The 24207-nt window shown below is 36.2% G+C and carries 11 protein-coding genes and 3 pseudogenes; 12 read left to right on the forward strand and 2 right to left on the reverse strand.

The window, feature by feature from the left end; all coding sequences use genetic code 11:
- The first annotated feature begins 104 nt into the window (after positions 1 to 104).
- Both R6X41_RS18535 and R6X41_RS18540 read left to right on the forward strand, forming a co-directional pair.
- Complete coding sequence (locus tag R6X41_RS18535; RefSeq protein WP_318501867.1) at positions 105 to 410, forward strand: type II toxin-antitoxin system HigB family toxin; 306 nt, start codon at positions 105 to 107, stop codon at positions 408 to 410.
- 2 nt (positions 411 to 412) lie between these two features.
- A pseudogene (locus R6X41_RS18540) lies at positions 413 to 769 on the forward strand (helix-turn-helix domain-containing protein).
- Positions 770 to 850: 81 nt separating this feature from the next.
- On the opposite strand, the pseudogene R6X41_RS18545 reads toward R6X41_RS18540, so the two are convergent.
- A pseudogene (locus R6X41_RS18545) lies at positions 851 to 1762 on the reverse strand (IS1595 family transposase).
- A 72-nt stretch (positions 1763 to 1834) separates the two neighbouring features.
- A pseudogene (locus R6X41_RS18550) lies at positions 1835 to 2040 on the reverse strand (transposase); the annotation flags it as partial.
- A 433-nt stretch (positions 2041 to 2473) separates the two neighbouring features.
- On the opposite strand from R6X41_RS18550, the gene R6X41_RS18555 reads away from it, so the two are divergent.
- From R6X41_RS18555 to R6X41_RS18600, 10 genes are all read left to right on the forward strand, one after another.
- Positions 2474 to 5173: a T9SS type A sorting domain-containing protein gene (locus tag R6X41_RS18555; RefSeq protein ID WP_318501851.1), complete on the forward strand. Its 2700-nt coding sequence runs from the start codon at positions 2474 to 2476 to the stop codon at positions 5171 to 5173.
- Between the two features lie 3 nt (positions 5174 to 5176).
- A complete protein-coding gene (locus tag R6X41_RS18560) occupies positions 5177 to 7762 on the forward strand; it encodes a galactose-binding domain-containing protein (protein WP_318501852.1) in 2586 nt (861 codons plus the stop codon).
- 79 nt (positions 7763 to 7841) lie between these two features.
- A complete protein-coding gene (locus R6X41_RS18565; RefSeq protein ID WP_318501853.1) occupies positions 7842 to 10346 on the forward strand; it encodes a T9SS type A sorting domain-containing protein in 2505 nt (834 codons plus the stop codon).
- 223 nt (positions 10347 to 10569) lie between these two features.
- Positions 10570 to 13449, forward strand: coding sequence for a galactose-binding domain-containing protein (locus R6X41_RS18570; protein WP_318501854.1), 2880 nt, complete (start codon positions 10570 to 10572; stop codon positions 13447 to 13449).
- Positions 13450 to 13550: 101 nt separating this feature from the next.
- Positions 13551 to 14126: a hypothetical protein gene (locus R6X41_RS18575; RefSeq protein WP_318501855.1), complete on the forward strand. Its 576-nt coding sequence runs from the start codon at positions 13551 to 13553 to the stop codon at positions 14124 to 14126.
- A 155-nt stretch (positions 14127 to 14281) separates the two neighbouring features.
- The gene (locus R6X41_RS18580) at positions 14282 to 16528 is read left to right on the forward strand and encodes a T9SS type A sorting domain-containing protein (protein WP_318501856.1); all 2247 of its coding nucleotides are present in this window, start codon (positions 14282 to 14284) and stop codon (positions 16526 to 16528) included.
- 449 nt (positions 16529 to 16977) lie between these two features.
- Positions 16978 to 18894, forward strand: a complete 1917-nt coding sequence (locus tag R6X41_RS18585; protein ID WP_318501857.1) for a T9SS type A sorting domain-containing protein — start codon at positions 16978 to 16980, stop codon at positions 18892 to 18894.
- 34 nt (positions 18895 to 18928) lie between these two features.
- On the forward strand, positions 18929 to 19957 hold the full coding sequence (locus R6X41_RS18590) for a hypothetical protein (protein ID WP_318501858.1): 1029 nt from the start codon (positions 18929 to 18931) through the stop codon (positions 19955 to 19957).
- Between the two features lie 49 nt (positions 19958 to 20006).
- A complete protein-coding gene (locus tag R6X41_RS18595; protein WP_318501859.1) occupies positions 20007 to 22067 on the forward strand; it encodes a T9SS type A sorting domain-containing protein in 2061 nt (686 codons plus the stop codon).
- A gap of 86 nt (positions 22068 to 22153) precedes the next feature.
- The gene (locus R6X41_RS18600) at positions 22154 to 24205 is read left to right on the forward strand and encodes a T9SS type A sorting domain-containing protein (protein ID WP_318501860.1); all 2052 of its coding nucleotides are present in this window, start codon (positions 22154 to 22156) and stop codon (positions 24203 to 24205) included.
- The last annotated feature ends 2 nt before the right edge of the window (positions 24206 to 24207 follow it).

The raw sequence follows: 24207 nt of genomic DNA on the forward strand, positions 1-24207 counted from the left end.
GCAATTGATTTATACAATGAAGTAAGATTACATTTATCTTTAGATTATAAAACACCCAATATGGTATATAAATTATCAGCTTAATTCAATTTTAACCTGTAGCCATATTTCAGGATAAGACAGTAATCGCAAAACGAACTTTACGAGATTTTTGGGAAAAGCACGCTGATTGTGAGGAACAATTAAAATCGTGGTACAGGGAAACCGAAAAATCCGAATTGAATAATATTAACGAATTAAAAAGGGATTATCCTAGCGCAAGTATTTTAAAGGACAATCGAATTGTCAACAATATTAAAGGAAATAATTATCGATTAATTGTGAAGTTCAATTTCGAATTTCAAACATTTTGGATAAGGTTTATTGGAACTCACGCTGAATATGACAAAATTGACGCAAATAATAACTGATTATGAACATTGCACCTATTAGAAACTAAAAAGATTATCAAAAAGCACTCGAAAGACTTGAGGACATTTTTGATTCAAAAATAGGAACTGAACAAGGAGACGAACTTGAAATACTTTCTATATTAATTGACCGATTTGAAAACGAAAATTTCCCAATTGGAATGCCTGATCCAATTGAGGCTATTAAATTCTGAATGGAGCAAATGGGAATGAAACAAAAAGACTTGGCAGAAGTTGTCGGATTTAAAAGTAGAGTTAGTGAGATTTTAAATAAAAAACGTAAACTGACTTTAGATATGATTAGAAAACTAAATACTACACTTCATATTCCAACTGAAGTACTAATTCAAGATTATTAACTGAGAAGAGCCTGTGGCCAACAAAGTACTGTGGTAAAAAACAAGTAAAAACTCATTAATTTTTTGTATATTCGTTTAATATCAACCAGCTGTAATGCTTGCTATGACTAGTCTATCAAATATTTTGTCTTTAAAATACCTTCTATTAAGTTTATAAACAAATTCATTTAAGTATAGTTGAAGGTATTTAGCTTTGATTTTATGATAGGTTCCAACAAAATTTCGTTTGGCATTGCTAATAGCTATATACACCCATTTCAATGTTTCTTTGGTGGTTTGCTCTGTTGATTTCTCACTTATATGAATATCGACATAATCAGCAATATTCACGTATGACGTACTTTTATCTGTAAACATAATGGATTCTTCATTTTCTATTGCCTCTTGTAGCGTTTGATCTGTACCTCCCATTTTATGGTCGGTAAGGACTTTTGCTTTAAAGTATCTACATTGGCGATCAACTTTTCCAGTTGTAATATCTTCTAAAACAGTACTCTCTGCCATTATCATAACATTAGATTTTGTTTTACTGCCACGACCTGCTTTTTGAGTTTTATGATCATGGGCAGAAGCCTCAATTGTAAAATAGCCTTCACCTGCCTCAATCATGCCTTCTAAAGTATAACGATCATCTCAATCTCCCATAGCTTTTCGGAGTTTATTAACCATTGCCCAAACAGGCTCATAGCGTTTTAAACCTAATTGGCGTTGGATTTCTTTACTAGAGAACCCTTTCTTTGTGGTGCTTAATAGAAATATAGTTTTGTACCAGATCATAAATGACAGTTTAGAACTTTCCATTATTGTACCACTACGCAAGGAAATCCTTGCTTTACAGTTTTTACATTGATAACTCCATTTGTTCTGTAACCAGTAATGATCTGTACTTTGACAACGATGACAAATAACGCCTTCCGTATCTCGCTGAGCCTTAAAATGTAATCGACAACTTTCTTCGTCTGTAAAATGAACTCCAAATGAGAATATATCCATCTTTAACTATTATTAATTCTCTTTAAATATAACAGTATTATTTGTCATTAGGGGTAATTACGGATATACAAATTCCTTTTTTAGCACTTTGAGTTCTTGAGTTTCAAGATATATTTCTTTCTTTTTTGAAAAATCTCCAGATTTTAACTTCTATTCCCGTTTCCAACGCCCAACCATACTTAGGCTTAAGCCATAATCATAACTTATTTGGTTTTAATACTAGAATTTAATAGTTCTATGATCATAACTTTAAATTCATTGTCATACTTTTTTGCCATAAGTTGAATATAAAACTTATAAGCTCACAAAAAACGTCACGCCTCAGGCAGACACTACATTACACTCAGATAATCAACACTATACACGAAGGAAACAAGCAAAACAAAAATCGATTAGAGACACTAAATTCCTACAAAAATTCAGTTATTTACAAAAATCACATATAACCATATATAACCACCACTCTCAAAATTTATTGTGTGATTTAAAACTAATAGCAAACTAATTAACAATTTTATGAAAAAATTTAATTCATTACCAAAAGCTTTTATTGAAAGCAAACTTCTTTCACAAATAAAAAAAACAACACCATTATGCCTATAGTGTCTGATATTCAACAAGTAAGTAGTGAATTTTTAGATCAAGGGAACTACTTCTTATATATTTTACAATCTAATTATTATGATGTCTAAAAAATAAAAAAGATAAGTTATGTTCAAAAAGCAAATATTGATTACCATAATAGCAATAATTCTAATTGGTCCATATAAAACGTTGGCTCAAGCAAATTTATTGGATATTATGCCTAATACGGCTGTCGATAAGTCGTTTTACACTCATGTGCCAAAAGTCGACTACGGCAATCTGTTTCAGCAAAGTGGTACAACAAGTTTTACCACTGCGTATTCTCCATCTAACAGTTATTGGATAGACCCTACCGCTGCAGACGAAGAACATGTGTATTTAGCCAAATTACAACATTCTGCTGCTACAGCTGCCAATTCGTGGGAACTACGAATTGGAAAAGGCGGTCAAATGTATTCGTTCAAAAGTGCTTATGGCGAAGGAATTCCTCCTCAGTCTATTGTAAGATCTACATGGATGGATGAAGTGTGGCAGCCAGTATGTGCAAATACAACGCTTAGTAATAGAGACTTTAGCTCTGGATTTTATTTTGTACATGGCGCTGGAGCTTATAATTACGATGGAGTTGAACAAGCATACTATAGTCCTCTAATGGCTTCCTACTATGACGAAGTTGAAAAAGCATATTACGTAACGAACTGGGGAACACAAGCTCATATCCCATCTCTGTATAAATCCGAAATTTTATACACCACCAAATACAAAGAAATTGGTGAAGGTATATTGGAAGTAACGTATGTTATTCAAAACTTTGGCGATGTAACAATTAACCACATTAATGCTCCCTGGGGAGGTGTAAGATCATCGGCTCTACGTGGTAAATACCTATCCTCTCCTGATGGTTCAATTGCAATTAACTATGCTAGTACGGCTACTGCTGTTGGTGCGCTGGCAATTGATATCGATGAAACAGGTGGTTATATGTTATGGGCTTCAGACACGTTAAATGCTACAGCTCCATCTTTAGGTCTTGTTTTTGGAAATGAAATCAAAACAAATGAGTTAAGTGCTCATGGTTTAAGCAATGTCTACATGAGACTTGCTCAGGTTGGGGGCGATACAAACCCACGTGACTATACGCTGTTTACCCTTATTCCAAAATTGAACGTAAAGAAAGGGGAAACATTTTACTATAGAACGTACTACATAAACGGAACACGCGATTTTGTACAAGCGAAGTCGAACATCTTAGTGCCATTCGTAGATTATGGTTTTATAGAAGCCACACCAGAAGAAACACCGGTGTCAACAATTTCTGCAACTGATTTTGAACAAGCGACTTCTACAGATTTTGAATTATTTACGAACCCTATTGAAAATACAGTTCCAATATTCTTAATGGAAAACACAGCCACTGGCAAACAATACATCTCGCCAGATTTATACTACAACGTGGAAACTGTACCTCTTGAAAACCCATATGAGCCTACAGACGCAAAATTCGATTTATATGAGAACCGCATTTTGTATAGAGTACACGCAAGTGATATTAAGTACATCCGTCTTTTAGGATATGGCTATACCACAAACATGTCTACAGATAATTCATTTGTATTGTTAGACGATATTATTCTGGATGAATCTAAATTTGTAATTACAGAGGCGTATAAAAATAAAATTTGGGTAAAAAAATCAGAGATTACTGTAACTCCTGGAGAAGCTATAAACCTTGCCTTAAACGGTACAGCTACGCAATCTACAACATTAAGCGGTGCAGCTGCTTCTCGTGCGATAGATGATAATACAAATGGACTCTTTAATTCGGGATCAGTAACAGCTTCACAGGGGCCTGATGCATGGTGGGAAGTAGAACTTGATGGTAGTTATAATATTAGTGATATCAATATATTTAACCGAACTGATACCTGTTGTACCAGTCGATTAGCCAATTTTACAGTGTCTGTGATTAATAGTGCTGGGACTACAACTTTTTCACAAACAATCACTGCTACACCTAACCTTTCTGTAACAATAGATGCTGGTGGAGCTCTTGGAAACACCATTAGAGTTCAATCGAACCTTACAACCACCTTAAATTTAGCTGAAGTACAAGTATATGGAAACGTAAATCTTGCCTTAGACGGTACTGCAACGCAATCTACAACATTAGGCGGTGCAGCTGCTTCTCGTGCGATAGATAACAATACGAATGGAATATTTACTTCAGGATCAGTAACAGCTTCACAAGGACCTAATCCATGGTGGGAAGTAGAACTTGATAACAACTATAGCATTGATGATATCAATGTTTATAATAGAACGGATGCTTGTTGTACAAGTAGATTATCTGATTTTACAGTATCTATTATTAATAGTAGCGGTGCTACCTCTTTTTCACAAACAATTACTAATGAGCCTAACCCTTCTGTAACAATAGATGCTGGTGGAGCAATAGGACAGGTTATTAGAGTTCAATCGAACCTTACATCCACCCTAAACTTAGCTGAAGTACAAGTTTTTGGTAGCAACAGTAGTCAGCAAAAAAGCGCCTCTAAAAAAGAAACATTATCAATAAGCAATAATACAGATATAGAAACTAAATTCTTGGTTTATCCAAACCCCGTATCAGATATCATCACTATTGATTTTAAAAGCTCAAATACAGCCAAAATGCAAATTATCGATTACTTAGGTAAAACTGTAATTTCTGATGAGATTCAAAATGGAACGAAGTCTATTGACCTTAGCCATTTATCTTCTGGGTTATATTTTATTAAAGTTTCTGATAAACAGGAAACATTCACTAGAAAAATAATTAAAAAATAAATTATGAATTTACATAAACATATCATTCTATTAGGGTTCTTTTTATTTGGGTTAAATAGCTTTTCCCAAACAATCATTGGCCCTTGGAATATTACCGAATTACAACAAGTTCCTAATTGGAAAACATCTAATGTTGAACCTGTTACTGGAGTAACAGGCATGCTGTACGAGTCTATTGATTATTTAGGCGAAAAAGTAGAAGTATTTGCTTATTACGCTGCACCTTCTGGTACGCCACCTGCTGGTGGTTGGCCAGCTGTTGTATATGCACATGGAGGCGGAGGCACCGCCTTCCCTGAAGTGTTAACATACTGGAATAATCTTGGTTATGCTGCTATTAGTATGGATCTAGAAGGCCAGTATCCTAATAATTCACAGACTCCAAACCCTGGGCCAGTACGTATTGGTGTTTGGGATGATTATAAATTACCTATTGAAGATCAATGGTACTATCATGCTATTGCTCAAGTACTAAAAGGACATTCACTTATTGCTTCCTTCCCTGAGGTGAATGCCAATAAAATTGGTATTATGGGCTCTAGCTGGGGAGGAACAATAACAAGTACCGTTATGGGAGTAGACAATCGGTTTGCCTGGGCTATCCCTGTATATGGCGGAGGGTTTTTATCAGAATCTGATGGACATCAAGGAGACGCTATTGGAACCATTGCTGAGGCAAATTTTGTAAATACTTATTATGATGGAAGTGCATATTTTCATAATGTTACCATTCCTACTTTATGGCTTAATGGACTTAATGATTTTCATTTTTCCCTTTCTGTAAACCAGAAATCTTCGCAATCGGTTCAAGGCCCAATAAATTTATTATTTGTGGATAACTTTCCTCATGGTCATTTTACATGGAGAACTCGTAATGAGGTACCTCGATTTGTAAACTCTGTGGTTAATGGAGGTGTCTCACTATCGCAAATAGAAAAACCATACATTGATTCGAATATAGGATATGTTACTGCTAGTTCTACTATTGGGCTAAGTAGTGCCCAACTATTTTATACCAATGATGGTGATACTGTAGATTTAAATGACAAAACTTGGGTATCAACTAATGCTACTATTTCTGGAAATACTATTTCAGCAAGTGTTCCTGCGAATGCTACCATAATATTTTTTACGGTAACAGATACGGAGGGATATATGGTAACCTCTGAGTACTTGCTTACAAGCGCAGGAGTTACTCCAACAACTAGCAACCTGGCCTTAAACGGTACGGCTACGCAATCTACAACTTTAAGCGGCGCAGCTGCTTCTCGTGCTATTGATGATGATACAAATGGCGTCTTTAATGCGGGATCAGTAACCGCATCTATAGGCCCTGATGCATGGTGGGAAGTAGATCTTGGTGATGAATATACCATTAATGACATCAATCTTTTTAATAGAACTGATGCTTGTTGTACAAGTAGATTAGCTAATTTTACGGTGTCTGTTATTAATAGTAATGGTACTACAACATATTCACAAACGATTACGACTACCCCTACCCCTTCTGTAACAATAGATGCAAATGGTGTGCTCGGACAAACTATTAGAGTCCAATCCAACCTAACTAGTACTTTAAACTTAGCGGAAGTACAAGTGTACGGAACGGTGGCGACCAAACTTGATCAAACCATTACTTTTAACCCTTTCCCTTCTAAAGAAGTAGGTGATGCTGATTTTGATCCTGGCGTTACAGCCAGTTCAGGCTTACCTGTAACCTATAGTAGTTTAAATACCAATGTAGCCACTATTGTTAATGGTCAAATTCATATCGTTTCGGAAGGTACTTCATACATTACAGCTACTCAGGCCGGTAATGACAACTACAATGCAGCGCCAAATGCATCACGGGTTTTAACAGTAACAGCGTCCACTCTTACTCCTACAAACCTTGCTCTGAACGGAACAGCCACGCAGTCGACTACATTAAATGGTGCAGCTGCTTCTCGAGCGATCGACGACAATACGAATGGAATCTTTACTTCAGGATCAGTAACAGCTGTACAAGGTCCTAATGCATGGTGGGAAGTAGAACTTGGCAACAACTATAGCATTAATGATATCAATGTTTTTAATAGAACGGATGCTTGTTGTACAAGTAGATTATCTGATTTTACAGTGTCTATAATAAATAGTAGCGGTGCTACCACTTTTTCACAAACAATTACTAATGAGCCTAGTCCTTCTGTAACAATAAATGCTGGTGGGGCAATAGGACAGGTTATTAGAGTTCAATCAAACCTTACAACCACCCTAAACTTAGCTGAAGTACAAGTTTTTGGTAGTAACAGTAGCCTGCTGCAAAAAAGCACCTCTAAAAAAGAAACATTATCAATAAGCAATAATACAGATACAGAAACTAAATTCTTGGTTTATCCAAACCCAGTATCAGATATCATCACTATTGATTTTAATAGTACGAGTACGGCTAAAATGCAAATTATCGATTACTTAGGTAAAACTGTAATTTCTGATGAGATTCAAAATGGAACGAAGTCTATTGATCTTAGCCATTTATCTTCTGGGTTATATTTTATTAAAGTTTCTAATCAACAGGAAACATTCACTAGAAAAATAATTAAAAAATAAGAATCTAATTTTATTAATACGCATTGCTTTTAGCAAAATATCAGAATAAATAAATCAACTAACTAAAAACCAAATGACAATGAAAAAACAGTTACAAAAATTACTCAGTCTTGCACTTTTAATTATTGCAATAGGGGCAAGTAAAGCAACAGCTCAGTCAAATGCTATGCATGATCGGGCATTAGACTACAAAGGAACTTGGGGAGTACGAATACTTCACGCAACGGCCTATGATGCTCAAAATCCTGATGGAACAGGGGTTACTGCAGAAAACTTTGATGTTGATGCGCTTATGACACAGTTAGACCAGTTAACTACAATTAACCATGTCGTTATCAATTTAAATAGAGGGCATCAAGCCAGTTGGTATTCAGCTCCATATCCAGAAAAATCTGCTGAAATTGGTGCAGGATTCTTTCCTACTCGAGATCTCTTTGGAGAGCTGTTAGATGCATTAAACTCAAGAGATATAAAAGCACTAGTTTATTTTAGTGGTGTTGGTTATGATCATGATTATCCAACAGCCGCTCAGAACGCGCAGTGGGATACCTACCTAGCAAATAACTATCCTATAGAAAACTATACTGGTACTACGCCCGAAAAAAGACAGCGTAATGCAGCAACAGCAGATATCATTGAATATTACTCACTTAAATACGGCACTAAAATTGACGGTTGGTGGTTTGATAGATGTTACGGATCTGAATATACTGTGGCAGAAAAAACAAATCTTGCAGTAGTCGCTAGAGCGGGAAATCCAAATGCCTTTTTCACATTACATGCTGGCACAACGGGCTCTCCTCTACAACAACGTGCTCCTGAGTGTGATTTCACGGCAGGACACCCAACACTTATGGCTTTTCAACCACCTTGGACCGAGACTAGTACAAGAAGTACTGGGGTTGGATCAGACATGGTAGAAGATATTGAAGCTGGACCATGGATAGATATAAATGGAAACCCTGACAGTAGTGAAGGGACAGCTCTAGGTGCCATTTTAATGCCTTTTCAGGAAAATTGGAGAAATGGTGCTGCAGATTTTCCAACCGACCTAGCCTTTGAATGGACCACACGAACTATGGAAGCAGAGGGCATGTACACTTGGGCTGTTGCCAGAGTGGGAAGTGAATTTGCAACTTCTCAATTCGACCAACTGAAAGAAATTAATACTAGAATTGCTGAATATCTTGGCGACACAGCAATAAACTTGGCCTTAAACGGTACAGCTACGCAATCCACAACATTAAGCAACGCAGCTGCTTCTCGTGCTATTGATGATAATACAAATGGCGTCTTTAATGCGGGATCAGTAACTGCATCTATAGGTCCTGATGCATGGTGGGAAGTAGATCTTGGTGATGAATATACCATTAATGACATCAATCTTTTTAATAGAACTGATGCTTGTTGTACAAGTAGATTAGCTAATTTTACGGTGTCTGTTATTAATAGTAATGGTACTACAACATATTCACAAACGATTACGACTACACCTACCCCTTCTGTAACAATAGATGCTGATGGTGTGCTCGGACAAACTATTAGAGTCCAATCAAACCTAACTAGTACTTTAAATTTAGCGGAAGTACAAGTGTACGGAACGGTGGCGACCAAACTTGATCAAACCATTACTTTTAACCCTTTCCCTTCTAAAGAAGTAGGTGATGCTGATTTTGATCATGGCGTTACAGCCAGTTCAGGCTTACCTGTAACCTATAGTAGTTTAAATACCGATGTAGCCACTATTGTTAATGGTCAAATTCATATCGTTTCGGAAGGTACTTCATACATAACAGCTACTCAGGCCGGTAATAACAACTACAATGCAGCGCCAAATGTTTCACGGGTTTTAACAGTAACAGCGTCTACTGTTACTCCTACAAACCTTGCTCTGAACGGAACAGCCACGCAGTCGACTACATTAAATGGTGCAGCTGCTTCTCGTGCGATCGACGACAATACGAATGGAATCTTTACTTCAGGATCAGTAACAGCTGTACAAGGTCCTAATGCATGGTGGGAAGTAGAACTTGACAACAACTATAGCATTAATGATATCAATGTTTTTAATAGAACAGATGCTTGTTGTACAAGTAGATTATCTGATTTTACAGTGTCTATAATAAATAGTAGCGGTGCTACCACTTTTTCACAAACAATTACTAATGAGCCTAGTCCTTCTGTAACAATAAATGTTGGTGGGGCAATAGGACAGGTTATTAGAGTTCAATCGAACCTTACAACCACCCTAAACTTAGCTGAAGTACAAGTTTTTGGTAGTAACAGTAGCCTGCTGCAAAAAAGCGCCTCTAAAAAAGAAACATTATCAATAAGCAATAATACAGATACAGAAACTAAATTCTTGGTTTATCCAAACCCAGTATCAGATATCATCACTATTGATTTTAATAGTACGAGTACGGCTAAAATGCAAATTATCGATTACTTAGGTAAAACTGTAATTTCTGATGAGATTCAAAATGGAACGAAGTCTATTGATCTTAGCCATTTATCTTCTGGGTTATATTTTATTAAAGTTTCTAATCAACAGGAAACATTCACTAGAAAAATAATTAAACAGTAAAATAATTGAAAAAATAAAAAAGCCGGTGATTAAATTCATCGGCTTTATTACCATTAATTATAGCGTTTTATCTAATTACTATAAAAGAAAAGATCAAAACAAAGGCGAGTTAGAGGAACATCATTTTTATAAAAAACTGGTTATTTGTTCAAAGTAGTAAACAAATAATCAACACTCTACAAACTTATATCCAATTTAAAAACTAAAACTAAATAACCGCTTTATGAAGAAAATTACCCTTATTCCACATGCTTTGTTTAAAAGCAAACTTCTTTCAGGAATGAAGAAGTTAATTCCATTATGCCTTTTAATTATCGTAACTGAAACAGCTTTTGCTCAAAGTTCATGGTTAGAAGGCTCTTGGGGAGTAACCTATCCTGTTTATGGAGGAACACGAATGGATTTTGAGATAGAAACGAATAATTATGATTATGTAGCCGGATCACAAGAAATAGCAGATGAATTACCAACTGTTGGTCATATTATAACGAACCTAACTAATTTTGCAAAATCTGATCATTTTACATTAAGTGCCAACGCTAACGTTGATGTTGTAAATGAAATACATCCAAGTATTGTTCCGAATGCTGCAAATGACGAGGTTATTTTTGATGTTTTACAAAATTTTAAAAATTCAGGTAAAAAAGTAATCTTATATATTTCAACAAGTTATTTTGAAAGAGCTTCTGATGAGGTCCAGGCTGCTTGGGTAGCATATTACACCAATAATTTTGGCGGAAATGAGTACGCTGCTTATGAGGACCTTATAGAAGGTTTTATTGAAAATGTAAAAGATTATGCAGACGGCTATTGGTTAGATACAGTCTATAAATTAGCTGATGATAGTCAAATAGATAACTTTGCTGCCATGATAAGAGCAACTGACCCTGGTTGCATAATTGGAATTAACCAAGGTAATACTTATTTTACAGACAATGGCTCTAATATACTAGTAGCATCAGATGGTACTGGTGATAGTGATTTAACACCTTATAAAATTGTTAAACATAAAACAAGTACAGGAGACAGCGATTTTACATCTGGCCATGTTACACCAATAGGACAAGGTGCGCCTGTAAATTCCTGGGGCTATGAGGAGTTCACTATTCCTGAAATGATTGCCAATCCTTGGGCACCGCTTAACGGAAAACAATGCTTAAGCCATGGTTGGTTTCCTACAAGAGAGCGGTGGCACTCAGCAAACTTACCTTTAGTTTTTGATTTAGAACAAGCATACCGCTTTGTACGAAGAATTACCGATGGAGGAACAGCAATAACTTTTGCCAATACCACAGATTATCGCTCACCGAATGCAGGGCATATGATGCCAGATGAAATGGTAATCATGAAAGAGATTAATCGTAGGCTTCTTATGACTCCTATGATGGATTATGTTCCTTATACGCGACCTGCTGGCGCTTATTTTGTAGGAGAAACAGCTCCTAATTATTACCAACATATAGACTTTCAGAAATTAGCAAATCTAGAAGTTGGAGAAGCTGACTATACACCCAAAGCAACAGCCAGTTCAGGATATAATATTTCATTTTCTAGCTCAAATACGGCTGTAGCAACTATCGTAAATGGCAATATTCATATTGTAGCTCCTGGTACATCAACGATAACAGCATCTCAAGCTGGGAATTCTATATATGCAGCTGCAGGAAATATTACTCAACAATTGACCGTCATAGGTGGAGGTTCTATTAATACAAACCTGGCCTTAAACGGTACAGCAACGCAATCTACAACATTAAGCAACGCAGCTGCTTCTCGTGCTATTGATGATAATACAAATGGCGTCTTTAATGCGGGATCAGTAACCGCATCTATAGGCCCTGATGCATGGTGGGAAGTAGATCTTGGTGATGAATATACCATTAATGACATCAATCTTTTTAATAGAACTGATGCTTGTTGCACAAGTAGATTAGCTAATTTTACGGTGTCTGTTATTAATAGTAATGGTACTATAACATATTCACAAACGATTACTACTACACCTACCCCTTCTGTAACAATAGATGCAAATGGTGTGCTCGGACAAACTATTAGAGTCCAATCAAACCTAACTAGTACTTTAAACTTAGCGGAAGTACAAGTGTACGGAACCGAGGCGACCAAAGTTGATCAAACCATTACTTTTAACCCTTTCCCTTCTAAAGAAGTAGGTGATGCTGATTTTGATCCTGGCGTTACAGCCAGTTCAGGCTTAGCTGTAACTTATAGTAGTTTAAATACCAATGTAGCCACTATTGTTAATGGTCAAATTCATATCGTTTCGGAAGGTACTTCATACATAACAGCTACTCAGACCGGTAATGACAATTACAATGCAGCGCCAAATGCATCACGGGTTTTAACAGTAACAGCGTCCACTCTTACTCCTACAAACCTTGCTCTAAACGGAACAGCATCGCAGTCCTCAACTGCAAGCTCTGGTGACGCTTCTCGTGCCATTGATGGCGACACAAATGGTGTATATTCAGCAGGATCTGTAACACATACAAGCCCGATTACCAATTCGTATTGGCAAGTAGATTTAAGTGCTAACAATACCATTGGAGACATTGTAATTTACAACAGAACAGATGCTTGTTGTACTGAGAGGTTGTCAGATTTCACCGTACTAGTAATCGATGATGAGGGTAACTTTAATTTCACTCAAAGAATTACCACTACTCCAAATCCTTCTGTAATTATTAATGCTGGGGATGTTCAGGGTAAAATAATTCGAATTCGTTCAAACATTGCCAATTCTCCACTTTCTTTAGCTGAAGTTGAGGTTTTCGGTACAGGTTTAAACAGTAGTCAGCAAAAAAGCGCCTCTAAAAACGAAACATTATCAATAAGCAATAATACAGATATAGAAACTAAATTCTTGGTTTATCCAAACCCAGTATCAGATATCATTACTATTGATTTTAAAAGCTCAAATACAGCCAAAATGCAAATTATCGATTACTTAGGTAAAACTGTAATTTCTGATGAGATTCAAAATGGAACGAAGTCTATTGATCTTAGCCATTTATCTTCTGGGTTATATTTTATTAAAGTTTCTAATCAACAGGAAACATTCACTAGAAAAATAATTAAAAAATAAAATTTGAAAAGGCCAGTGATTCATTTCACTGGCTTTTATATTTAAAAAACATATTATTCATTATAAAACACCTTGAATTCATATTTCTAAAATTTGGCGTAGTGGACAAAATAGTGGATTATGCAGACATAATACAGGCTCCTGATCCAGGTTGTTCACTTAGACTTAATCAGGGTAACCAAATCTATAAAGATGATAATAATGATAGAATATGGATAGCATCAGATGGGATTAGTGATACAGATTTAACCGCCTATCCAGTAATTAAAAACAAAACGAGTACTGGTCAGAATGATTTTATATCTAGTCATGTTACTTCCCATAGTCTAGGTGCTCCATCAAACTCATGGGGTTACGAAGAACTTACCATTACTGAAATGGTAGAGAATCCATGGGCGCCACTTGGTAATAAACAGGGTTTAGATCATAGTTGGCTTGCAATCAATCCCTTGTGTCATATTCCAACACAACCCTTGGTGTTTGATTTAGAACAAGCCTACAGATTTGTACGAAGAATTATTGATGCAGGGACAGCGATAACTTTTGCCAATACAACAGATTATCGCTCACCGAACGCAAGTGAAATGAAGATTGGATATTCTTTGCCACATCAGATTTTTCCCAAACCATGCGAGAAATATTACAAACAAAGAGGGGGTTGCATTGGCGGTAGTTAAAAACTATTTAGTTCTTCTGTACAAATTGTCGACTCTGGAAATATAGAGTCTGATATTCAACAAGTAAGTAGTGAATTCCTAGATCAAGGGAACTACTTCTTATATATTTTACAATCTAATTATTATGATGTCTAAAAAATAAAAAAAGATAAGTTATGTTCAAAAAGCAAATATTGATTACCATAATAGCAATAATTCTAATTGGTCCATATAAAACGTTGGCTCAAGCAAATTTATTGGATATTATGCCTAATACGGCTGTCGATAAGTCGTTTTACACTCATGTGCCAAAAGTCGACTACGGCAACCTGTTTCAGCAAAGCGGTACAACAAGTTTTACCACTGCGTATTCTCCATCTAACAGTTATTGGATAGACCCTACCGCTGCAGACGAAGAACATGTGTATTTAGCCAAATTACAACATTCTGCTGCTACAGCTGCCAATTCGTGGGAACTACGAATTGGAAAAGGCGGTCAAATGTATTCGTTCAAAAGTGCTTATGGCGAAGGAATTCCTCCTCAGTCTATTGTAAGATCTACATGGATGGATGAAGTGTGGCAGGCAGTAAGTGTAAATACAACGCTTAGTAATAGAGATTTTAGCTCTGGATTTTATTTTGTACATGGTGCTGGAGCTTATAATTACGATGGAGTTGAACAAGCATACTATAGTCCTCTAATGGCTTCCTACTATGATGAAGTTGAAAAAGCATATTACGTAACGAACTGGGGAACACAAGCTCATATCCCATCTCTGTATAAATCCGAAATTTTATACACCACCAAATACAAAGAAATTGGGGAAGGTATACTGGAAGTAACGTATATTATTCAAAACTTTGGAGATGTAACAATCAACCACATTAATGCTCCTTGGGGAGGTGTAAGATCATCGAATCTACGTGGTAAATACCTATCCTCTCCTGATGGTTCAATTGCTATTAACTATGCTAGTACTGCTACTGAAGTTGGTGCGTTAGCAATTAACATTGATAAAACAGGTGGTTTTATGTTATGGGCTTCAGATACGTTAAATGCTACAGCTCCATCTTTAGGCATTGTATTTGGAAATGAAATCAAAAAAAATGAGTTAAGTGCTCATGGCTTAAGCAATGTATATATGAGACTTGCTCAGGTTGGGGGCGATACAAACCCACGTGACTATACGCTGTTTACCCTTATTCCAAAATTGAACGTAAAGAAAGGGGAAACATTTTACTATAGAACGTACTACATAAACGGAACACGCGATTTTGTACAAGAGAAGTCGAACATGTTAGTGCCATTCGTAGATTATGGTTTTATAGAAGCCACACCAGAAGAAACACCTGTTTCAACAATTTCTGCAACTGATTTTGAACAAGCGACTTCTACAGATTTTGAATTATTTACGAACCCTATTGAAAATACAGTTCCAATATTCTTAATGGAAAACACAGCCACTGGCAAACAATACATCTCGCCAGATTTATACTACAACGTGGAAACTGTACCTCTTGAAAACCCATATGAGCCTACAGACGCAAAATTCGATTTATATGAGAACCGTATTTTGTATAGAGTACACGCAAGTGATATTAAGTACATCCGTCTTTTGGGATATGGCTATACCACAAAAATGTCTACAGATAATTCATTTGTATTGTTAGACGATATTATTCTGGATGAATCTAAAATTGTACTTACAGAGGCGTATAAAAATAAAATTTGGGTAAAAACTGTAACTCCTGGAGAAGCTATAAACCTTGCCTTAAACGGTACGGCTACACAATCTACAACATTAAGCAGCGCAGCTGCTTCTCGTGCCAATGATAACAATACAAATGGAATCTTTACTTCGGGATCAGTAACAGCTTCACAAGGACCGGATGCATGGTGGGAAGTAGAACTTGATGGTAGTTATAACATTAGTGATATCAACATATTTAACCGAACTGATTGTTGTTCCGAACGATTAGCTGATTTTACAGTGTCTGTGATTAATAGTAATGGAACTACCACCTTTTCAAAAACGATTACTACTACACCTAACCCTTCTGTAACACTAGATGCTGGTGGTGCTCTTGGAAACACCATTAGAGTTCAATCTAACCTTACAACCGCCTTAAATTTAGCTGAAGTACAAGTCTTTGGAAGTGCTACTCTTGGAGTTGAAACAGAAAATAAATCGGAAAGACTCGTGATGTCCCCAAACCCAGTATCTGGTATTATTACTATTAATTACAACAGTTCTAATACAGCTAAAATGGAAGTTATCGATTATTTAGGTAAAACTGTAATTTCTGATGAGATTCAAAATGGAACAAAGTCTATTGACCTTAGCCATTTATCTTCTGGGTTATATTTTATTAAAGTTTCTGACGAACAGGAAACATTCATTAGAAAAATAATTAAAAAATAAATTTAAAAAGCCAGTGATTCATGTCACTGGCTTTTATATTTATAAAAACAGATTATTCACTATAAAATATCCTGAATTCATATTTCTAAAATTTGAAGTAGTGGACAAAATGGTAGGTTATTTTTCCTCTAGTGTATTCACTATAAAGAGTATCTACTGAAATTTGTTTTCCTCCACTAAAAACTCTTTTACATATCAAACATTAGTAACGCTGCTTACTTGATCTAATACCGTATTTGTGTATATGGTCATCAAAAATTTAGATAAAATTATACCAAAAGCAAACAAACAGCTAATCACATAATTTAATTTCCGAGTTAAAACATACTTCATATATAATTTAGACCTAATTAATAGAACAGAGCAAAATAAAAGCAGATTACAGAAACACCGTTTTTTAAAAAAAATGGTCATTTGCTATAAATTAAACTAGAATTAAAAATAATATTATGAAAAAAAATACTTTACTTCAAATTGCTTTTTCTCTAAGCAGTTTTATTTTAAAATTAAAAAAACTAATTCCATTATGTCTTTTGCTTATCCTTTCTCAAACAGGACATACGCAAAGTTCATGGTTAGAAAGCTCTTGGGGAGTAACCTATCCTGTTTTTGGAGGAACACGTATGGATTCTGAGATAGAAACGAATAATTATGATTATGTAGCCGGATCAAAAGAAATAGCAGATGAATTACCAACTGTTGGACATATTATAACGAACCTAACTAATTTTGCAAAATCTGATCATTTTACTTTAAGTGCCAACGCTAACGTTGATGTTGTAAATGAAATACATGCTAGTATTGTCCCAAATACTGCTAATGATGAGGTTATTTTTGATGTTTTACAAAATTTTAAAAATTCAGGTAAAAAAGTAATCCTATACATTTCAACAAACTATTTTGAAAGAGCATCTGATGAGGTTCAGGCTGCTTGGTTAGCGTATTACACAAATAATTTTGATGGAAATGAATATGCGGCGTATGAAAACCTCATAGAAGGCTTTATTGAAAATGTAAAAGATTATGCAGACGGCTATTGGTTAGATACTGTCTATAAATTAGCTGATGATGGTCAAATAGACAATTTTGCGGCCATGCTAAGAGCAACAGATCCAGGCTGTTTAATTGGGATTAATCAAGGTGGTGGTTATTTTAAAAATACGGATGGTAGTAATATAGAGGTAGCATCAGACGGTATTAATGATAGTGATTCAACACCATATAAAATTGTTAAACATAAAACAAATACAGGTGACAGTGATTTTACATCTGGTCATGTTACACCAATTGGACAAGGTGCTCCTGTAAATTCATGGGGCTATGAGGAGTTTACTATTCCTGAAATGATTGCCAATCCATGGGCCCCACTCAACGGAAAACACTGTTTGAGCCATGGATGGTTTCCTACAAGAGAGCGGTGGCACTCAGCAAATTTACCTTTAGTTTTTGATTTAGAACAAGCATACCGTTTTGTAAGAAGAATTACCGATGGAGGGACGGCAATAACTTTTGCCTCAACCACAGATGGTAATGTAAATCCAGGCCATATGATGCCAGATGAAATGGTAATCATGAAAGAAATAAATCGTAGGCTTCTTATGACTCCTATGATGGATTATGTTCCTTATACACGACCAGAATGTGCTTACCTAGTAGGTGAAACACCACCTTGTGACGAAACAACTATTGGGAATCTTGCATTAAATGGTACAGCAACACAATCAGGAACAGCTAATGGTGCAGAAGCTTCACGTGCTATTGATGATAATACAAATGGATCCTTTGGTGCGGGGTCTGTAACAGCTTCAGCGGCAGCTTCAGAAGGGGCTTACCCATGGTGGGAAGTAGACCTTGGTGATGATTTTAATATTGATAATATTAATATTTTTAATAGAACAAATTGTTGTTCGGAAAGGTTAAACGATATCACAGTATACATTATTGATAGTAATGGTGTTGAAACCTTTAAACAAAAAATCACGAGCGATTCTGCTGTTTCTTTAACAATTGACCCTATTGGAGTCATAGGTAAAATTATAAGAATTGAATCAAACCAAACCGTAACCATGAATCTCGCTGAAGTGCAAGTATTTGGAAGTGCTATTACTCTAGGAATTGAAACAGAAAACAAATCGGATAGACTCGTGATATACCCAAATCCAGTATCCGATATTATTACTATTAATTACAACAACTCTATTACAGCTAAAATGGAAATTATCGATTATTTAGGTAAAACTATACTTTCTAATAATATTAATAAAGGAATCAACACCTTTGATTTCAGCACGTTATCTTCTGGATTATACATCATTAAAGTTTATGATGAATTTGAAACCTTCACAAGAAAAATAATCAAAAATTAAACTTAAGTCATCAACTCTTTTAAACGCTATAATTATGAAAATACAAAAGTATATCATTTTATTAATGTTGACAATCTTTAGTACATCAGTTAATGCGCAACTAGAAGCAAGACATTATCGTGCAGCAGACTTTAAAGGAACTTGGGGAGTTCGCATATTACTCCCTACTGCTTATGATATAAATGAACCTATAAATGCTGAGAATTTTGACGTTGATTTATTTATGAAACAAATAGACCAATTAACGACCATAACTCATGTAAATATTAATATAGGCAGAGGACATCAAGCCAGTTGGTATGCTTCTCCATACCCTGAAATGGAAGCCATCATGGGAAGTGACTTATTTCCAAAACGTGATTTCTTTGGTGAAGTGGTCGATGCCTTAATAGCAAGAAACATTAAGGTGATGGTCTATTTCAGTAAAACAGGAATGGATGAACAGTATCTTTCAAATGCTCAAATGGCTACATGGAATGCACATCTTGAATCTACTGGATTAACCCATTATGAAGGTGTGGCAAAAATATTGGAGTACTATTCCGGAAAGTATGGTGATAAAATAGACGGTTGGTGGATTGATCGTGCAGGCTTCATGGAAGCTGAGGATCGTAAAATCTATACTAAAGCTATTCGCGCTGGTAATCCAGATGCTATGATTGCGTTTCATCTTTCGGTGGGAATACCTATTAGACAAGGCACTAAATATAGTGATTATACAGCAGGACACCCTGTACCTATGAAAAAACAAGCGCCTTGGACATTAAGTAATGTAGGTATGGTTGAAAATATTGAAGCTGGCCCATGGATTAACACCGCTGGAAAACCAGATAATAGCGAAGGGACCGCCCTTGGTGCCATTATGATGCCTTTTCAGCGAGAATGGCGAAGAGGTGCTGCTGATTTCCCAACAGAACAAGCTATTGAATGGACGACAAGAGTTATGAAAGCAGGTGGCATGTACTCATGGGCAGTTGCCCGAGAAGGTAATGGATTTGCAATTCCTCAATTCAAACAACTATTAGAAATTAATGCTGCAATAGCAAAATCTCAAAATAAATAAATAAATAAATAAATAAATAAATAAACAACTAACTAAAAACCAAATAACAATGAAAAAACAGTTACAAAAATTACTCAGTCTCGCACTTTTAATTATTGCAATCGGGGCAAGTAAAGCAACAGCTCAGTCAAATGCTATGCATGATCGGGCAAATGACTACAAAGGAAAGTGGGGAGTACGGATACTTCACGCAACTGCTTATGATGCTCAAAATCCTGATGGAACAGGGGTTACTGCAGAAAACTTTGATGTTGATGCTTTTATGGCACAGATAGACCAGTTAACTACAATTAACCATGTTGTCATCAATTTAAATAGAGGGCATCAAGCCAGTTGGTATTCAGCTCCATATCCAGAAAAATCTGCTGAAATCGGGGAAGGATTCTTTCCTACTCGAGATCTCTTTGGAGAGCTGTTAGATGCATTAAATTCAAGAGATATAAAAGCACTAGTTTACCTTAGTGGTGTTGGTTATGATCATGATTATCCAACAGCCGCTCAGAACGCACAGTGGGATACCTACCTAGCAAATAACTATCCTATAGAAAACTATACTGGTACTACGCCCGAAAAAAGACAGCGTAATGCCGCTTTCGCTGATATAGTTGAATACTATTCACTTAAATACGGTACCAAAATTGACGGTTGGTGGTTTGATAGATGTTACGGATCTGAATATACTGTGGCCGAAAAAACAAATCTTGCAGTAGTCGCTAGAGCAGGTAATCCAAATGCCTTTTTCACATTACATGCTGGCACAACTGGCTCTCCTCTACAACAACGTGCTCCTGAGTGTGATTTTACGGCAGGACACCCAACACTTATGGCTTTTCAACCACCTTGGACCGAGACTAGTACAAGAAGTACTGGAGTTGGATCAGACATGGTAGAAGATATTGAAGCTGGACCATGGATAGATATAAATGGAAAACCTGATGCTAGTGAAGGGACTGCACTAGGCGCTATTTTAATACCCTTTCAGCAAAACTGGAGAAATGGTGCCGCAGATTTCCCAACAGATCTAGCCGTTGATTGGACATCAAGAGCAATGGCAGCCGGAGGCATGTATACCTGGGCTGTTGCAAGAGAAGGAAGCGGATTTGCAACTTCTCAATTCAATCAGTTAATAGAAATAAACACTCGTATTGAAGCTTACCTAAATGATCCTACAACTTTTGTTAGCAAAGTATTCGTGGCACCCGAAGCTACAGATGTATATCCTGGATATACAAAACAACTAAGTGCAAATCTAATTTCCTTTTCAGCTGATGAAAATCTTATTTGGACATCTAGCGATAATGCTATTGCTACAGTAGATTCAAATGGATTAGTTACAGCAATAAGTGAAGGAATAGCAACTATTACTGCAACTGCTGAACTTGGAGGACTAACAGATAGTTCTACTGTTACTGTAATAGATTTTCCTTCAGATTTTGTAAATATCGCCTTAGAAGGAAGTGCTACACAATCTAGTATAAATACAAGTTTTGTCGCAGAGGCTGATCTCGCTATTGATGGTAATACGAGTGGTGCTTTTGAAGACGGCTCTGTAACACTAACAGGATCAGGAGTTAACACTTGGTGGCAGGTCGATCTTGGTAAAGAATATTATATCGATCGTATAAGACTTTATGCCAGAACAGACGAATGCTGTAAGAGTAGAATGTCAGATTTTACAGTTTCTGTAATTAATAGTGCTGGCGAAACAACATACTCGCAATCATATGAAAGTTTTCCTGACCCCTTCTTTATTATTGATGCAAAAAATGCTATAGGAAGTATCATAAAAGTACAGCGTAATGCCTCAGGAATATTATCTATAGCTGAAGTACAAGTAATTGGAAATACGACACTATCTGTTGAAACACAAAATATAACAAATAGACTCCTTGTGTATCCAAACCCTGGTTCAGATCTAATCACTATTGATTTTAAAAGCTCAAATACAGCTAAAATCCAAATTATCGATTACTTGGGTAAAACTGTAATTTCTGATGAGATTCAAAATGGAAAAAAGGCTATTGACCTTAGCCATTTATCTTCTGGTTTATATTTTATTAAAGTTTCTGATGAACAGGAAACATTCATTAGAAAAATAATTAAAAAATAAACACATAATTTTATTAATACGCATTGCTTTTAACACAATAGCTAATACTGAAATACAAAATATCAGAATACCAGAATTAATTAATTATGAAAAACTTTTTACAAAAATTACTCAGTCTCGCACTTTTAATTATTGCAATCGGGGCAAGTAAAGCAACAGCTCAGTCAAATGCTATGCATGATCGGGCATTAGACTACAAAGGAACTTGGGGAGTACGAATACTTCACGCAACGGCCTATGATGCTCAAAATCCTGATGGAACAGGGGTTACTGCAGAAAACTTTGATGTTGATGCTTTTATGGCACAGATAGACCAGTTAACTACAATTAACCATGTTGTCATCAATTTAAATAGAGGGCATCAAGCCAGTTGGTATTCAGCTCCGTATCCAGAAAAATCTGCTGAAATTGGTGCAGGATTCTTTCCTACTCGAGATCTCTTTGGAGAGCTGTTAGATGCATTAAACTCAAGAGATATAAAAGCACTAGTTTACCTTAGTGGTGTTGGTTATGATCATGATTATCCAACAGCCGCTCAGAACGCACAGTGGGATACCTACTTAGCAAATAACTATCCTATAGAAAACTATACTGGTACTACGCCCGAAAAAAGACAGCGTAATGCAGCATTCGCTGATATAGTTGAATACTATTCACTTAAATACGGTGCCAAAATTGACGGTTGGTGGTTTGATAGATGTTACGGATCTGAATATACTGTGGCCGAAAAAACAAATCTTGCAGTAGTCGCTAGAGCAGGTAATCCAAATGCCTTTTTTACATTACATGCTGGCACAACGGGCTCTCCTCTACAACAACGTGCTCCTGAGTGTGATTTTACGGCAGGACACCCTACACTTATGGCTTTTCAACCACCTTGGACCGAGACTAGTACAAGAAGTACTGGAGTTGGATCAGACATGGTAGAAGATATTGAAGCTGGACCATGGATAGATATAAATGGAAACCCTGACAGTAGCGAAGGGACAGCTCTAGGAGCTATTTTAATACCCTTTCAGCAAAACTGGAGAAATGGTGCCGCAGATTTCCCTACAGATCTAGCTTTTGAATGGACTACGCGAACAATGGAAGCTGAAGGCATGTACACCTGGGCTGTTGCCAGAGTGGGAAGTGAATTTGCAACTTCTCAATTCAACCAATTGAAAGAAATAAACACCCGTATTGAAGCTTACCTAAATGATGCCGTACGAACTGTTACCGGAATATCCGTAATGCCTAATGAATTGGATCTACCTAATGGTAATTCAACTCAATTAGAGACTATTTTCACTCCCCATTATGCTGCTAATAAAGCTGTTAATTGGATTTCAGATAATGATCTAATTGCTACAGTAAATTCAAGTGGAATAATTACTGCAAAAAGTGAAGGCACAGTCATTATTACGGCAACTAGCGTAGATGGCGGTTTTACCGATAGCTGTACAATTACGGTAACGCCAATGGAAGACAGAAACCTTGCCTTAGACGGTACAGCAACGCAATCTACAACATTAAGCAATGCACCTGCTTCTCGTGCCATTGATGACGAAACAAATGGCGTCTTTACTTCGGGGTCAGTAACCGCATCTATAGGACCTGATGCATGGTGGGAAGTAGAGCTTGATGGTAGTTATAACATTAATGACATCAATATATTTAACCGAACTGATTGTTGTTCCGAACGATTAGCTGATTTTACAGTGTTTGTTATTAATAATGGAACTACCAACTTTTCAAAAACGATTACTACTACACCTAACCCTTCTGTAACAATAGATGCTGGTGGAGCTCTTGGAAACACCATTAGAGTTGAATCGAATCTCATAACCACCTTAAATTTAGCTGAAGTTCAAGTATATGGAAATGCTGCTACACTTGGAATTGAAACAAAAGAAAGCATAACAGCAGATAGACTCTTGGTCTCTCCAAACCCAGTATCAGATATCGTCACTATTGATTTTAAAAGCTCAAATACAGCCAAAATGCAAATTATCGATTACTTAGGTAAAACTGTAATTTCTGATGAGATTCAAAATGGAACGAAGTCTATAGACCTTAGCCATTTATCTTCTGGGTTATATTTTATTAAAGTTTCTGATGAACAGGAAACATTCATTAGAAAAATAATTAAAAAATAAAT

It is taken from the genome of Formosa sejongensis, from assembly GCF_033447105.1.
Taxonomy (GTDB): Bacteria; Bacteroidota; Bacteroidia; order Flavobacteriales; family Flavobacteriaceae; genus Formosa.

Excerpts from the sequence above, each read along its gene's own strand:
- R6X41_RS18555 (WP_318501851.1), top strand. The coding sequence starts at position 2,474 with ATGTTCAAAAAGCAAATATTGATTACCATAATAGCAATAATTCTAATT.
- R6X41_RS18560 (WP_318501852.1), top strand. The coding sequence starts at position 5,177 with ATGAATTTACATAAACATATCATTCTATTAGGGTTCTTTTTATTTGGG.
- R6X41_RS18565 (WP_318501853.1), top strand. The coding sequence starts at position 7,842 with ATGAAAAAACAGTTACAAAAATTACTCAGTCTTGCACTTTTAATTATT.
- R6X41_RS18570 (WP_318501854.1), top strand. The coding sequence starts at position 10,570 with ATGAAGAAAATTACCCTTATTCCACATGCTTTGTTTAAAAGCAAACTT.
- R6X41_RS18580 (WP_318501856.1), top strand. The coding sequence starts at position 14,282 with ATGTTCAAAAAGCAAATATTGATTACCATAATAGCAATAATTCTAATT.
- R6X41_RS18585 (WP_318501857.1), top strand. The coding sequence starts at position 16,978 with ATGAAAAAAAATACTTTACTTCAAATTGCTTTTTCTCTAAGCAGTTTT.
- R6X41_RS18590 (WP_318501858.1), top strand. The coding sequence starts at position 18,929 with ATGAAAATACAAAAGTATATCATTTTATTAATGTTGACAATCTTTAGT.
- R6X41_RS18595 (WP_318501859.1), top strand. The coding sequence starts at position 20,007 with ATGAAAAAACAGTTACAAAAATTACTCAGTCTCGCACTTTTAATTATT.
- R6X41_RS18600 (WP_318501860.1), top strand. The coding sequence starts at position 22,154 with ATGAAAAACTTTTTACAAAAATTACTCAGTCTCGCACTTTTAATTATT.